Source organism: Pseudorhodoplanes sp. (genome assembly GCF_035565795.1).
Taxonomy (GTDB): Bacteria; Pseudomonadota; Alphaproteobacteria; order Rhizobiales; family Xanthobacteraceae; genus Pseudorhodoplanes.
Genome location: NZ_DATMRV010000217.1, coordinates 1 through 13,285, shown reverse-complemented (window position 1 = coordinate 13,285; position 13,285 = coordinate 1). Strand labels below are relative to the sequence as shown.

Here is a 13,285-nt window from a genome sequence, read left to right as displayed (position 1 = left end):
CACCTGACCGGTCTGTTCAATCGGCGCGGTTTCCTGGAAGCGGCGGAGAAGCTGATCGAGAGCCAGCGCAAGAGCGGGCAGCCCGTCACGATCATGATGTTCGATCTCGACCACTTCAAATCGATCAACGATCGGTTTGGGCATGAGGTGGGCGACGAAGCGCTGCAAGCGTTCGCCGCAACGGCGAGCACGAACATGCGCCAGCATGACGTCGTCGGACGTTTGGGCGGTGAGGAGTTCGCGGCAATCCTGCCGGGCGGCATCGAAACCGCGCAGTTGGTCGCAGAACGCGTGCGTGCGGCGTTCGAAACCCGCGGCGTCGAGATTTCCGGTCATGCCATGAACGCGACCGTGAGCATCGGCATCTCGGAATCGCTGGCCGATGTGGCGCAGATTACGACCATGCTGGCCCGAGCGGACCGCGCTCTGTATGCCGCGAAGGCGAAGGGCCGAAACCGCGTCTGTTCCGACAAGGAAGCCCGGGATGTGATGCCGAAGGCGCCGTCGCTCGTTCCGGCGGCGGGGCAGGGCGAGGCGGCTCAGGATGTCAGGACACACGATGATGCGCCGCATGGCTTCGGCGCGCCCGTCGCCGCGATGGCCTGAGCGCGGCAACGCATTGTTTACCATGCGCGCGATAGTCTTGCGGCATGGCGCATGAGTCCTCCCACATCGCGCTGCACGCGCTGGCACTCGATGCCGAACTGGCCGGCTCAGCCATGGCGTGCCGGTATCTGTCCTCGGACGAATACGAAGCTGAACTGATCGCCGAACGCCGCCGCGCCGGCGCCTATCGCCTGCCGCTCTGGCATCGCGCTGGCCCCTGGATGGTCTGTGCGCTTGCCGCCATCGCGGTGCTCTGCCTACCCCTCATTTGGTAGCCTCCGGCATTCCCACTCGCCCCCTTGTCGGCCGCCGCCGCGGGTGATTGAGTTCGCGCGATTCAGATCGCAACGACGGACCTTCGCACATGATCAACAGGACGGCCGTGCTGCTCGCAGCGGCATGCATCACATTTGGCACTGCAGGCGCACAGGAATGGCCGCAGCGCCCGGTCACGATGGTGGTCTCCGCCGCGGCGGGCGGGCCGATCGACGTATTCGGACGCATCATGTCCGAGCGAATGGGGCAGGTGCTTGGCCAGCAGGTGGTGATCGAGAATGTGCCCGGAGCCGGCGGTATGATGGGCGGCAACCGCGTCGCCAAGGCCGCCCCGGATGGTTACACCGCGATCCTCGGCACCATCGCGACGCACGCTCATTCTCAGTCCCTGTACAAGAAGCCCCTCTATAATGCGGTCACCGACTTCACACCGGTCAACCTGATCGCCGAAATTCCACTGGTGCTGATCGTCCGCAAGGACCTGCCGGTGAATTCGTTCGAGGAATTCGTCGCCTACGCCAAGGCGAACCAGAGCAAGATGAATTACGGCTCGGCCGGCGCGGGCTCAGCCACGCATCTCGGCTGCATCCTGCTCAATCAGGCACTCGGCACCAATATCCAGCACGTGCCCTACAAGGGTACGGGTCCCGCGATGCAGGACCTGCAGGCCGGGCGTATCGATTTCCTGTGCGAGATCATCGTCACCGCCGTGCCGCAGATCGAAGCAGGGACGGTGAAGGCAATCGCGACGCTGTCGCAGGACCGCTCGCCGGTGTTGCCCAACCTGCCGACCGCTTACGAAAAAGGCTTCAAGAACATCCAGGCCTATACCTGGACCGCGTTGCTGTTTCCGAAGGACACGCCGGCGCCGATCGTTGCGAAGATGCACGATGCGGCGCTCAAGACCATGGCCGATCCGCAAGTGCGCCAGCAATTGCAGAAGCTCGGCGCGAGCATCGTGTCAGGCGATCGCGCGACGCCCGACTATCTCGGCAAGTTCGTGAAATCGGAGATCGACAAATGGTCCGGTCCGATCAAGGCGAGCGGCGCGGTCGTCGACTAGTCCTGCGCTGTCAGTGTCGAGCATAAAAAAGGGCGCCCGAAAGGGCGCCCTTTGAGTTGCATCGCTTGCACGATGTTTGGGAGGTACACGCTCACGCAGAATAGTACATCTCGAATTCGACCGGATGCGGGGTGTGCTCGAAGCGGATCACTTCCGTCATCTTCAGCTCGATATAGGCGTCGATGAAGTCGTCATCGAACACGCCACCCGCCTTGAGGAACGCGCGATCCTTGTCGAGGCTCTCAAGCGCTTCGCGCAGTGAGCCGCACACCGTCGGGATCTGCTTCAGTTCGGCCGGCGGCAGATCGTAGAGGTCCTTGTCCATCGCCTGGCCGGGATCGATCTTGTTCTTGATGCCGTCGAGGCCCGCCATCAGGAGTGCAGCGAAGCACAGATACGGATTGGCGAGCGGATCGGGGAAGCGCACTTCGACGCGCTTCGCCTTCGGGTTGGTGGTGTAGGGGATGCGGCAGGACGCCGAGCGGTTGCGAGCCGAATAGGCCAGCAGCACCGGCGCTTCGTAGCCCGGGACGAGACGCTTGTAGGAGTTCGTCGTCGGGTTGGTGAAAGCGTTGACGGCCTTCGCGTGCTTGATCACGCCGCCGATATAGTGGAGGCAGGTCTCCGACAGGTCGGAATACTTGTTGCCGGCGAAGACCGGCTTGCCGTCCTTCCAGATCGACTGGTGGCAGTGCATGCCCGAGCCGTTGTCGCCATAGACCGGCTTCGGCATGAACGTCGCGGTCTTGCCGTAGATGTTGGCGACCTGGTGGATGCAGTACTTATAGACCTGCGTCTGGTCGGCCATGTAGGTCAGCGGCGAGAACTTCAGACCGAGCTCGTGCTGGGCCGACGCCACTTCGTGGTGATGCTTCTCGATCTTGGCGCCCATCTTCGCCATCGCGGCCAGCATTTCGCCGCGCATGTCCTGCGCGGAGTCCTGCGGCGGAACCGGGAAGTAGCCCTTCTTGATACCGATGCGGTGGCCGAGATTGCCGGACTCGTATTCGGTCGCGGAGTTGGTCGGCAGTTCGACCGAGTCGAGCCGGAAGCCGCAATGATAGGGCTCGGCGGAATAACGCACGTCGTCGAACACGAAGAACTCGGCCTCCGGTCCGAAATATACGGTGTCGCCGATCCCCATCGACTTCACCATGGCTTCCGCTTTCTTGGCGATGCCGCGCGGGTCGCGGTTATAGGGCTCGCCGGTGGTCGGCTCGAGAACGTCGCAGACGAGGACGAGGGTGGTCTCAGCAAAGAACGGATCGATGCACGCGGTGGCGGGGTCGGGCATCAGAGCCATGTCGGACTCGTTGATCGCCTTCCAACCCGCAATCGAGGACCCGTCGAACATGACGCCTTCGGCAAAGGTGTCATCGTCGATCATCGAAATGTCGAACGTCACATGCTGCCACTTGCCGCGCGGATCAGTGAACCGGAAATCGACGTATTTGACGTCGTTGTCCTTGATCATCTTCATTACGTCTTTGGCGGTCGTCATTTGAACGCGTTCCCTTTAATTGTACGGGTCTTGAATTGAGCGATGTCAGATCGCATCCAATCCGGATTCCCCCGTGCGGATCCGGATTGCTTCTTCGATATTGGAGACGAAGATCTTGCCGTCGCCGATCCGGCCGGTCTGCGCGGCGCGCCTGATGGCATCGACGGCCTTTTCGACCATGTCGTCACCGAGCACGATTTCAATCTTCACCTTCGGGAGAAAATCCACAACGTATTCGGCACCGCGATAGAGTTCGGTGTGACCCTTCTGCCGGCCGAAGCCCTTCGCCTCGGTGACGGTGATGCCCTGGAGGCCTACTTCCTGGAGCGCCTCCTTCACCTCGTCGAGCTTAAACGGCTTAATGATCGCCTCGATTTTCTTCATACAGAATCCTCTCCCGGTCCGCCGGTCAGAGGCTGACCGGCAGAGCCCGCCGATTGTTAGCAGGTCTTGTGCCAAACCACGAAAGCTCAAAAACAGGCGCTGTGCCAATGTGATGAGCCGAATACTTTTATCCGAGGTTACGGAGGGCGTAACCTTCAGATCAAAATGTGTGCATGTCGCCCAGAAAATGATCAGTCCTGAGATCGCGGACGCATCTCACCCGCATACCGCTCGTAAAGCAGGCGCATCGACCGATGTTTGAGCTTCTTACCAACGACCAGATGCGGCGCGCGGATGCGTTGGCTATCGCGGCCGGGGTACCGTCGCTGGAACTCATGGAGAGAGCAGGGGCGGCGGTGGCCGATTCCGTCACCGCGCTGTACGGCCGGTCCCGTCCCGTGCTGGTTGCGGCGGGGCTCGGCAACAATGGTGGTGACGGATTTGTCGCGGCGCGGCTGCTCCATGAGCGGGGCTGCGATGTGCGCGTTCTGCTTCTGGGCGAACGGGATCGGCTGACCGGCGACGCCGCGGAGATGGCGAGGCGATACCGCGGGCCTTGCGACGCCTGGAGCGGACAGGACTTCGATCCCAGAAGCATCGTCATCGACGCGCTGTTCGGCGCAGGCCTTACCCGTCCGGTCGAAGGCGCCGCCGCCGCGATGATCGAGGCCATCAACCGGTCGGGCGCGTATGTCGTCGCGGTCGACTTGCCGAGCGGGATCGACGGCGACAGCGGCCTGGTGATGCGGCGCGCGATCCGTGCGGACCGGACGGTGACGTTCTTCCGGCGCAAGCCCGGACACCTGCTGCTTCCGGGGCGGATCCATTGCGGCCTCACGACCGTCGCCGATATCGGGATCTCGCCTGCCGTCCTCGAGACGATCCGTCCTCATCTGCGCGTCAACGACCCGGCGGTGTGGGGGGGCGTTTTCCCGGTGCCGCACCCGGCTGGCCACAAATATTCGCGCGGCCATACCGTCGTTCTCTCGGGTGAGATGACGAGCACCGGCGCAGCGCGTCTCGCCGCGCGAGCGGCATTGCGGGCCGGCTCCGGACTGGTCACAATCGCGAGCCCGACAAGCGCCCTGGCCGTCAACGCCGCGGCGACGCTGGCGGTTATGGTACGGGAAGCTGAAGGCCCGGAGGGGCTTGCGGAACTGCTGCGTGATCCCCGGGTCAACGCCGTTGTACTGGGGCCGGGAGGCGGCGTCGGCGCTCCGATGCGGGCGAAGGTGAGGGTCGCCGCGGCCGAAAATCGTGCTCTTGTCCTAGACGCCGACGCGCTCAGCAGCTTTGGGGAAAACCCAAAAGAGCTCTTTACAATCCTGACGAATCACAGCCTATCCACAGCAATCCTCAGCCCTCACGAGGGCGAATTTGCGCGCCTATTCAGTAAAATAGAGCAAATTACTACAGTTAAACAAAAACTTAAGAAGGCCCTTGCTGCTTCACATGAAACAGGCGCGGTCGTCGTATTGAAGGGGGCTGACACCGTCGTTGCTGCCCCGGACGGGCGCGCAGTCATTGCGGAAAATGCTCCCCCAACGCTCGCGACGGCTGGAGCGGGGGACGTCCTCGCCGGCATCATGGGCGGGCTGCGCGCGCAGGGGATGCCCGCTTTCGAAGCCGCTTCGGCAGGTGTCTGGCTGCACGGGGAGGCGGCCAATGGGTTCGGTCCGGGACTGGTCGCCGACGACCTGGAGGGCTGCCTGCCGGAGGTCTACCGGCGGCTGTTCGCAACGTTGCGGAGGCGGACGAGCGACTCTCTTGGCGCGACGTCCTGACCGGCGCGAGCGGGTCTTGCGCAGGTCTTGCGAACAACAATCCGAGCGCCATTTTTCTCGTGCGCTTCGTGAGCACCATGATATAAGCCGCGCCGCTCGGCCCGAGATGCCGCGCGGAGCCCAAACGCGCGGGCGTGGCGGAACTGGTAGACGCGCTGGATTTAGGTTCCAGTGACGCAAGTCGTGGGGGTTCAAGTCCCTCCGCCCGCACCAAGCTTGAGGCCGGCCGAATTTCATTCGAGCGTGATCCCGACGGCTAGCCGGCTTCGGACATGGTCACGCTCAACAAGAACCGGGAGCGGGATGGTGGATCATCCTGCTTGTGTTAGCGACTGCCGTTGGCGCGGCGACGAGGAGCGAAGTTTTCCCATGCAGGTGACCGAAACACTGACCGACGGTTTGCGGCGCGAATTCCGCGTCGTCATTCCCGCAAGCGAGCTCGACACGAAGGTCGGGGAGCGCCTGGACGAACTCAAGAGCCGGGTGCGCGTCAACGGCTTCCGCCCGGGCAAGGTGCCCGTCGCGCACATGCGCAAGATGTACGGCCGCTCGGCGATGGCTGAAGCCATCGAGGCGGCAATGCGTGACGTCAACGCCAAGATCGTCGCCGACAACAATTTCCGGCTGGCGCTTCAGCCAAAGGTCACGCTTCCGGAAGACCAGAAGGCGGTCGAGGCCGTCATCGAGGGCAAGTCGGACCTCGCTTACACTGTTGAGATGGAGATCCTTGCTCCGATCGACGTGATCGATTTCAAGACCGTCGATCTTACGCGCCTGACCACTGAAGCGACCGCCGAAGAGGTCGATGAAGGCCTGAAGCGGATCGCTGAACAGAACCGTCCATTTGCCGCCAAGGACGAGGGTGCGAAGGCCGAAAATGGCGATCGCGTCACGATCTCGTTCGTCGGGACCATCGACGGCGTGCCGTTCGAAGGCGGCTCGGCGGACGACATCGCTGTCCTGATCGGAAGCGGCACGTTCATTCCCGGTTTTGAAGACCAGCTGATCGGAATTGCCGCGGGCGAGAACCGCAAGGTCAATGTCAGCTTCCCGGAGAATTATCCGGCGGCGCAGCTGGCCGGAAAGGCCGCGGTGTTCGACGTCACTGCGAAGACCATCGAGGCGCCGAAGGATGTTGCGATCGACGACGAGTTCGCAAAGTCGCTCGGCATGGAATCGCTCGACAAGCTGAAGGACGCCGTGCGCGACCGCATTCAGCGCGAGCACGATTCGGTGTCGAAGCAGCGGGTCAAGCGCGCGTTGTTCGATGTGCTTGACGAACGGCATAAATTCCCATTGCCGCCGGCGCTGGTCGAGCAGGAATACGAAAATCTCTGGAAGACCGTGACGTCTGAAATGCAGCAGACGGGGCGTACGTTCGAGGACGAGAACACGACCGAAGAGAAGGAGCGCGAGGAGTATCGCAAGATCGCCGACCGCCGCGTCAGGCTTGGCTTGCTGCTCGATGAGATCGCGCGCAAGAACGAAATCAGCGTGACCGAGGACGAAGTGCGGCGCGCCGTCATGGAGCACGTCCGCCAGTACCCTGGCCGCGAGAAGGAGCTCATCGAGATGTTCCGGACCAATCCGGAAGCGATCGCGAGCATCCGCGCGCCGCTGATCGAGAACAAGGTGACCGACTTCATCCTCGCGCTCGCCAAGGTGACCGACAAGAAGGTCTCGCGCGAAGAGCTGTATCGGAGCGACGACGAAGATAAGGCGGTCTGAGACGCCACTGGCGAATTCGTCCGCGCGGTTTACCTAAGCGAAACCGCGCGGCCTCAGGTTAGCGTGCGCCATATCAACGATGCGCTGCGATTCGCGGGCGCAGGAGAGTGCAATGAGAGATCCGGTCGAAACCTACATGAATCTCGTTCCCATGGTGGTCGAGCAGACCAACCGTGGAGAGCGTGCCTACGACATCTTCTCGCGCCTCCTGAAGGAGCGGATCATCTTTATCACGGGCCCCATCGAGGATGGCATGTCCACGCTCGTGGTCGCGCAGCTTCTCTTCCTCGAGGCGGAAAATCCGAAAAAGGAAATCTCGATGTACATCAACTCGCCGGGTGGAGTGGTGACGTCGGGCATGGCGATCTACGACACGATGCAATTCATCCGTCCTGCCGTCTCGACGTTGTGCGTCGGTCAGGCCGCGTCGATGGGGTCGTTGCTGCTTGCCTCCGGTGAAAAGGACCTCCGCTTCGCGCTGCCGAACGCGCGCATCATGGTCCATCAGCCGTCGGGTGGCTTCCAGGGGCAGGCCACCGACATCATGCTGCACGCTCAGGAGATCCTCAATCTCAAGAAGCGGCTGAATGAGATCTACATGAAGCATACCGGCCAACCGCTGAAGAAGATTGAGGATGCGCTTGAGCGCGACTACTTCATGACGGCGGAAGGGGCCAAGGACTTTGGGCTCGTCGACAAGGTGATCGACAAGCGGTTCGAAGACCCGGCCCCGATCAAGAGCTGACCGCTGGTTCGCTCAATCTTCGGGCTTGAATTGGTTGGCCTTAGGCCGACACATTAGCAGAACTGGTGAGACCGAAATCCTGGCTGCAAGGCGGGAAATCGGTTTCAGCAGGCCGGGATGCCCCTGTCTCGCAGCAGGTTCGCGAATCGCGCCGTTATGGCGCATGATTCAGGGCCCGCGTCCGGGGTATCGTTAATGGATTCTTGATTGTCGTCCCCTTAGCATGCTTCGCTAGGGTGTTACATGGGCCTGAAGGGGGAGGAGTTTCGGGCGCGGTGTGCCCAGGGTGCCACGCTTTGGCCGCCCATCGAGTGTTAGGACTGTGAGCGCAATCCGCTCACGCGGATGGATACGGAGACTGGAATGACGAAGGTCGGCGGCAGCGACTCCAAGAACACGCTTTACTGCTCGTTCTGTGGAAAGAGCCAGCACGAAGTCCGCAAGCTGATCGCCGGACCTACGGTCTTCATCTGCGATGAATGCGTCGAACTGTGCATGGACATCATCCGGGAGGAGAACAAGTCCTCGCTGGTGAAGTCGCGCGACGGCATCCCGACCCCCAAGGAAATCTGCAAGGTTCTGGACGACTATGTGATCGGTCAGCAGCATGCCAAGCGCGTGCTCTCGGTCGCGGTCCATAACCACTACAAGCGGCTCAACCACCAGACCAAGCACAACGACGTCGAACTCGCGAAGTCGAACATCCTGCTGATCGGTCCGACCGGTTCGGGCAAGACGCTGCTTGCCCAGACGCTGGCGCGCATCCTCGACGTGCCGTTCACGATGGCAGATGCGACGACGCTCACCGAAGCCGGCTATGTCGGTGAGGACGTCGAGAACATCATCCTCAAGCTGCTGCAGGCCGCCGACTACAATGTCGAGCGCGCGCAGCGCGGCATCGTCTACATCGACGAAATCGACAAGATCTCGCGCAAGTCCGACAACCCCTCGATCACGCGTGACGTATCGGGTGAGGGCGTGCAGCAGGCGCTGCTCAAGATCATGGAAGGTACGGTTGCATCCGTGCCGCCGCAGGGTGGCCGCAAGCATCCGCAGCAGGAATTCCTGCAGGTCGACACGACCAACATCCTGTTCGTGTGCGGCGGTGCTTTCGCCGGCCTCGACAAGATCATATCCGCGCGCGGGCGGTCGACGTCGATCGGCTTCGGCGCCACCGTTCGGGCGCCGGAGGACCGCAAGGCCGGCGAGATCTTCCGCGAGGTCGAGCCCGAAGATCTGTTGAAGTACGGCCTGATTCCGGAATTCGTCGGGCGCCTGCCGGTGGTCGCGACGCTCGAGGATCTCGACGAGACCTCTCTCAAGAAGATCCTGGTCGAGCCGAAGAATGCGCTGGTGAAGCAGTATCAGCGTCTGTTCGAGATGGAGAATATCGACCTGACGCTCGCCGAGGAGGCGCTCGGCGCCATCGCCCGCAAGGCCATCGAGCGCAAGACCGGCGCGCGCGGCCTGCGTTCGATCATGGAGGGCATTCTGCTCGACACCATGTTCGACCTTCCGAGCCTCGAGGGCGTCGAGGAGGTCGTGATCTCCCGCGAAGTGGTGGAGGGGACTGCGCGCCCGCTCTACATCTACGCGGATCGCTCCGACCGCACGGCCGAGAACTCCGCGTCAGCCTGATCTGGGCGGTGGGTAGAGATCGCGGCGCTTGCGACACTGCAGCCAGAATCGCCTAGGCTTTCGTCTGCGCCTTCAGCTGGTGCCGTTCTTGCAAGGTTCTGCTCCAGGCAGGCCTTGCCTGCGGCATGAGCTGGGGCCAAGTGGCTGAGGCAGATGGGAAATCCGGTCCCTTGACTCCTACCGATGCAACGCCACCTAATGGGGGCGAACGGATAGCGTACGAAGATTTGACTTCCACTCCGGGCGGGGTTCGTACCCACCCTCGTGCATGGCACACGTGCCTGACCCGCCATGCTACCCTCCCGGCTCCCTCGGCACTCTCGCTGGTTGCGCAGGATGCGGACCTGTGGGAGGGGCACAAGAACAAGGAATGACGGCCATGACGACCGCTAACAAGCCGCGTCCACCCCTGATCGCTGGCGAGACCCGGGCCTATCCGGTGCTGCCGCTGCGCGACATCGTTGTCTTTCCGCACATGATCGTCCCGCTTTTTGTCGGCCGTGAAAAGTCGATCAAGGCGCTGGAAGAGGTGATGCGTTCGGACACGTTCATCCTCCTCGCGACGCAGAAAAACGCGTCGGACGATGAACCGGCCACTGGCGACATTTACGAGATCGGTACGCTTGCGAGCGTTCTGCAATTGCTGAAGCTGCCCGACGGCACCGTGAAGGTGCTGGTCGAAGGCGCACAGCGCGCGAAGGTTCTTAAGTACACGGACCGCTCCGAGTATTTCGAGGCGGACGCTGTCGTTCTCGATGACGATCTCGGCGAGCGGGTCGAAGCTGAAGCGCTCGCGCGCTCGGTGGTCAACGAGTTCGAGAATTATGTGAAGCTGAACAAGAAGGTCTCGCCGGAAGTGGTGGGCGTCGTTCAGCAGATCGAAGACCATGCGAAGCTCGCCGACACGGTCGGTTCGCATCTGCAGGTGAAGATCGCCGACAAGCAGGCGCTACTCGAAACCGCGAGCGTCCCCGAGCGGCTCGAAAAGGTTCTTGGCCTGATGGAGAGCGAAATCTCCGTCCTGCAGGTCGAGAAGCGGATTCGCACGCGCGTGAAGCGTCAGATGGAGAAGACGCAGCGCGAGTACTACCTCAACGAGCAGATGAAGGCGATCCAGAAGGAGCTGGGCGACGAGGACGGCAAGGACGAACTCGCCGAACTCGAAGACAAGATCAAGAAGACCAAGCTCTCCAAGGAAGCCCGCGAGAAGGCGCAGCACGAGCTGAAGAAGCTCCGGCAGATGTCTCCGATGTCCGCCGAGGCAACGGTCGTGCGCAACTATCTCGACTGGCTGCTCTCGATTCCGTGGCACAAGCGTTCGAAGGTCAAGAAGGACCTGAAGGCGGCGCAGGAACTGCTCGATGCCGATCACTATGGCCTGGAGAAGGTCAAGGATCGCATCATCGAGTATCTCGCCGTGCAGCAGCGGGCCAACAAGCTGACCGGTCCGATCCTGTGCCTCGTCGGCCCTCCCGGCGTCGGCAAGACCTCGCTCGGCAAGTCCATCGCCAAGGCGACGGGCCGCGAGTTCGTGCGGGTGTCGCTCGGCGGCGTGCGTGACGAGGCCGAGATCCGCGGCCATCGGCGGACCTATATCGGTTCGATGCCGGGCAAGATCATCCAGTCGATGCGCAAGGCCAAGACGTCGAACCCGCTGTTCCTGCTGGACGAGATCGACAAGATGGGCGCCGATTTCCGCGGCGATCCGTCGTCGGCCTTGCTCGAGGTGCTCGACCCCGAGCAGAACTCGACGTTCAACGATCATTACCTGGAGGTCGATTACGACCTGTCCGGCGTGATGTTCGTGACCACGGCGAACACGCTGAATATCCCTGCGCCCCTCATGGACCGCATGGAGCTCATCCGCATCGCCGGCTACACCGAGGACGAAAAGCTGCAGATCGCGCGGCAGCATCTGATCCCGCACGCGATCAGCAAGCATGGCTTGCAGCCCAAGGAATGGTCGATCGACGACGAGGCTCTGCTCACCGTCATCCGGCGTTACACGCGGGAAGCGGGCGTGCGTAATCTCGAGCGCGAGATCTCCACGCTGATCCGCAAGGCCGTGAAGGAGCTGACTCTTTCGAAGAAGAAGTCGGTCGCCGTCACAGCCAAGGAGCTGGAAGAGTATCTGGGCGTTCCGAAGTATCGCTTCGGCGAGATCGAGGACGAGGATCAGGTCGGCGTCGTCACGGGACTTGCCTGGACCGATGTCGGCGGCGAGCTGCTGACGATCGAAGGCACTTCGATGCCCGGCAAGGGCAAGATGACCGTCACCGGCAACCTGCGTGACGTGATGAAGGAGTCGATCTCCGCGGCCGCATCCTACGTGCGCTCCCGTGCGATCGCCTTCGGCATCGAGCCTCCGATGTTCGAGCGGCGTGACATCCACGTGCACGTGCCGGAAGGCGCGACACCCAAGGATGGTCCGTCGGCCGGCGTCGCGATGGTTACGGCGATTGTCTCGGTCATGACTGGCATCCCGGTTCGCAAGGATGTCGCGATGACCGGCGAGATCACGCTGCGTGGTCGCGTGCTGCCGATCGGCGGTCTGAAGGAGAAACTGCTTGCGGCTCTGCGCGGTGGCATCAAGACCGTGCTGATCCCCGAGGAGAATGCGAAGGACCTGGCCGACATCTCGCAGAACGTGAAGAGCGGACTTGAGATCGTCCCGGTCTCCCGCATGGATGAGGTTCTGGCGCGCGCGCTGGTGCGCAAGCCCGAACCCATCACCTGGGAAGAGCCGCCGGCGAAGCCCGCTGCCGAGCCGGCTGCCGATGAAGATGGTTCGGCGCTGACCGCGCACTGACGGTCGGTCGCATCAAACGATGAACGGCGGCGCTGCCGGAAACGGTGCGCCGCCGTTTGATTTTCGCGGCGACGCGCTTTATTGAGCGCGCATCTCACTTGCGGTCGGCGTTTGCGCCGGCACGCGGGCGGTTAGCTCAGCTGGCAGAGCATCTCGTTTACACCGAGAGGGTCGGCGGTTCGATCCCGTCACCGCCCACCATTTCCTTCCGAAACCAAGGCCTGAAATCGCTTCGCCCGGGGCAGGGATCGCCTGCTTCGCGAATCAATCTGTGAATGCGTTCCGCGGATATTGCAACCATAAGAATTCATTGCTATGTTCTGAACTTCATAGTTGTGGGGGATGTCATGACCGATGCGATGCGCGAAGACCTTCTGTCGTCGCTCCGTTCCATTCGTGAAGATGTGCAGCGTCAGGTCGGCGGGCTCGATCGCTATCGCGCGTTGATGGCCATCGATCAGACAATCGCCGATTTTCCGCACCTTCAGGACGTCACTTCTGCGCTGGGCGCGATCCGCGACCAGGTTCAGGAACAGCTCGATGAGACCCGGCAGTTTCGGGCGCTTCGGACCATCGACCGGCTTCTGCCGGAATTGTCGGAGGCGCTGGCTCTGGTCGCCGAGCCGAGCGAAGGATCCGGCAGCTCGGAAGCGATTAGGTCCGAAAATGACGTTTTGCGGGACAAGCACAGCGCTGTCGACGGCCAGCAGCCAGCGGTCATTGCGCAAGGGCAGGAAGACGTAATCGAGAT

Annotated in this window: 11 protein-coding genes and 2 tRNA genes; 11 read left to right on the top strand and 2 right to left on the bottom strand. The window is 62.2% G+C overall.

Annotated features, from left to right (window positions below; genetic code table 11):
• Nucleotides 1-3: 3 nt before the first annotated feature.
• From VNZ93_RS19510 to VNZ93_RS19500, 3 genes are all read left to right on the top strand, one after another.
• The gene (locus VNZ93_RS19510; protein ID WP_325709029.1) at nucleotides 4-606 is read left to right on the top strand and encodes a GGDEF domain-containing protein; all 603 of its coding nucleotides are present in this window, start codon (nucleotides 4-6) and stop codon (nucleotides 604-606) included.
• Nucleotides 607-650: 44 nt separating this feature from the next.
• On the top strand, nucleotides 651-881 hold the full coding sequence (locus tag VNZ93_RS19505; protein ID WP_325709027.1) for a hypothetical protein: 231 nt from the start codon (nucleotides 651-653) through the stop codon (nucleotides 879-881).
• An 89-nt stretch (nucleotides 882-970) separates the two neighbouring features.
• A complete protein-coding gene (locus VNZ93_RS19500; RefSeq protein ID WP_325709025.1) occupies nucleotides 971-1,945 on the top strand; it encodes a Bug family tripartite tricarboxylate transporter substrate binding protein in 975 nt (324 codons plus the stop codon).
• 91 nt (nucleotides 1,946-2,036) lie between these two features.
• Here VNZ93_RS19500 and glnA read toward each other — a convergent pair whose 3' ends face one another.
• Together glnA and VNZ93_RS19490 are read right to left on the bottom strand one after the other, a co-directional pair.
• On the bottom strand, nucleotides 2,037-3,446 hold the full coding sequence (glnA, locus tag VNZ93_RS19495; RefSeq protein ID WP_325709023.1) for a type I glutamate--ammonia ligase: 1,410 nt from the start codon (nucleotides 3,444-3,446) through the stop codon (nucleotides 2,037-2,039).
• A 45-nt stretch (nucleotides 3,447-3,491) separates the two neighbouring features.
• Nucleotides 3,492-3,830: a P-II family nitrogen regulator gene (locus VNZ93_RS19490; protein ID WP_325709020.1), complete on the bottom strand. Its 339-nt coding sequence runs from the start codon at nucleotides 3,828-3,830 to the stop codon at nucleotides 3,492-3,494.
• A gap of 254 nt (nucleotides 3,831-4,084) precedes the next feature.
• On the opposite strand from VNZ93_RS19490, the gene VNZ93_RS19485 reads away from it, so the two are divergent.
• From VNZ93_RS19485 to VNZ93_RS19450, 8 genes are all read left to right on the top strand, one after another.
• Nucleotides 4,085-5,614, top strand: a complete 1,530-nt coding sequence (locus VNZ93_RS19485; RefSeq protein WP_325709017.1) for an NAD(P)H-hydrate dehydratase — start codon at nucleotides 4,085-4,087, stop codon at nucleotides 5,612-5,614.
• Nucleotides 5,615-5,742: 128 nt separating this feature from the next.
• Nucleotides 5,743-5,827 (top strand) — tRNA-Leu (locus VNZ93_RS19480).
• Between the two features lie 156 nt (nucleotides 5,828-5,983).
• Nucleotides 5,984-7,342, top strand: a complete 1,359-nt coding sequence (gene tig / locus VNZ93_RS19475; protein ID WP_325709014.1) for a trigger factor — start codon at nucleotides 5,984-5,986, stop codon at nucleotides 7,340-7,342.
• A gap of 112 nt (nucleotides 7,343-7,454) precedes the next feature.
• Entirely contained in the window at nucleotides 7,455-8,087 is a 633-nt protein-coding gene (clpP, locus tag VNZ93_RS19470) for an ATP-dependent Clp endopeptidase proteolytic subunit ClpP (RefSeq protein WP_325709011.1), read from the top strand.
• Between the two features lie 363 nt (nucleotides 8,088-8,450).
• Entirely contained in the window at nucleotides 8,451-9,725 is a 1,275-nt protein-coding gene (clpX, locus tag VNZ93_RS19465; RefSeq protein ID WP_325709009.1) for an ATP-dependent Clp protease ATP-binding subunit ClpX, read from the top strand.
• Nucleotides 9,726-10,104: 379 nt separating this feature from the next.
• On the top strand, nucleotides 10,105-12,534 hold the full coding sequence (lon, locus tag VNZ93_RS19460; RefSeq protein ID WP_325709006.1) for an endopeptidase La: 2,430 nt from the start codon (nucleotides 10,105-10,107) through the stop codon (nucleotides 12,532-12,534).
• 125 nt (nucleotides 12,535-12,659) lie between these two features.
• Nucleotides 12,660-12,735, top strand: a tRNA-Val gene (locus VNZ93_RS19455).
• A 146-nt stretch (nucleotides 12,736-12,881) separates the two neighbouring features.
• The coding region (locus VNZ93_RS19450) for a hypothetical protein (RefSeq protein ID WP_325709003.1) at nucleotides 12,882-13,285 on the top strand (404 nt) is incomplete at its 3' end.

Coding starts and splice junctions, on each gene's coding strand:
- VNZ93_RS19500 (WP_325709025.1), top strand. CDS start 971: ATGATCAACAGGACGGCCGTGCTGCTCGCAGCGGCATGCATCACATTT.
- VNZ93_RS19490 (WP_325709020.1), bottom strand. CDS start 3,830: ATGAAGAAAATCGAGGCGATCATTAAGCCGTTTAAGCTCGACGAGGTG.
- clpX (WP_325709009.1), top strand. CDS start 8,451: ATGACGAAGGTCGGCGGCAGCGACTCCAAGAACACGCTTTACTGCTCG.
- lon (WP_325709006.1), top strand. CDS start 10,105: ATGACGACCGCTAACAAGCCGCGTCCACCCCTGATCGCTGGCGAGACC.
- VNZ93_RS19505 (WP_325709027.1), top strand. CDS start 651: ATGGCGCATGAGTCCTCCCACATCGCGCTGCACGCGCTGGCACTCGAT.
- clpP (WP_325709011.1), top strand. CDS start 7,455: ATGAGAGATCCGGTCGAAACCTACATGAATCTCGTTCCCATGGTGGTC.
- glnA (WP_325709023.1), bottom strand. CDS start 3,446: ATGACGACCGCCAAAGACGTAATGAAGATGATCAAGGACAACGACGTC.
- VNZ93_RS19485 (WP_325709017.1), top strand. CDS start 4,085: ATGTTTGAGCTTCTTACCAACGACCAGATGCGGCGCGCGGATGCGTTG.
- tig (WP_325709014.1), top strand. CDS start 5,984: ATGCAGGTGACCGAAACACTGACCGACGGTTTGCGGCGCGAATTCCGC.